This window comes from Ectothiorhodospira sp. PHS-1 (assembly GCF_000225005.1).
GTDB lineage: Bacteria > Pseudomonadota > Gammaproteobacteria > Ectothiorhodospirales > Ectothiorhodospiraceae > Ectothiorhodospira.
Genome location: NZ_AGBG01000086.1, coordinates 1 through 688 on the forward strand (window position 1 = coordinate 1; position 688 = coordinate 688).

Here is a 688-nt window from a genome sequence, read left to right on the forward strand (position 1 = left end):
AGGATCTGACGTCCTCGGCAAGTCAGTCCTATTTATTGGGTACAGTCTAACTGATGTGAACCTACGGTTCCTATTCTACAAGCTAGCAAAACTGTGGAAGACAAATAACGGTGGAGGTGTTCAGCCTAGATCGTATGTATTTACGCATCGGCCCAACCCAATACAAGAAGCTATATTGGATCAATGGGGCATTAACATGATCACATCCAAAGAAGATGATCCCCAGAAAGCCTTACAAGAATTCCTTGAACAGTTTCGCTGAGGGGTTCAGCTAACAATCGCGTCAATTAGGACGCTCGCAAGCTCGCGCCTATTACGCGGGCGTTAGCAGTACCTGTTGACGCCATGGGAGCTACCGCCGCAAGTTGATAGAATATCCACGCAGGGATGATCCGAGGAGATAGAGATGGCGAAAATACTGAAATATCAAAGACGTAGAACAGAGCCTTTGCGGATCGAGGATGCCTCCCATCCCAAGGTAAGCCTCCATCTTGGGGATGCCCTAGAGAAATACGAGGAGTGGCCAACCCCTACAGCAATCGTTTCCGATGGCCCGTATGGGCTATCCAAGTATCCGGGTGACCCGAACGGAGTAGAAAGCCTGGCTGAGTGGTATGCGCCTCATGTCGCAGAGTGGAGTAAAAAAGCGAGCCCAGAAACAACGCTTTGGTTTTGGTGCTCAGAGCCT

2 protein-coding genes are annotated in these 688 nt (G+C 49.7%); both read left to right on the forward strand.

Annotation, left to right across the window (positions count from 1 at the left end; translation table 11 throughout):
- Positions 1-262: SIR2 family protein (locus tag ECTPHS_RS14455; protein WP_210386941.1), on the forward strand; the 262-nt coding region annotated here is incomplete at its 5' end.
- Positions 263-406: 144 nt separating this feature from the next.
- A partial coding sequence (locus ECTPHS_RS15035; protein WP_210386942.1) for a hypothetical protein occupies positions 407-688 on the forward strand: 282 nt, incomplete at its 3' end.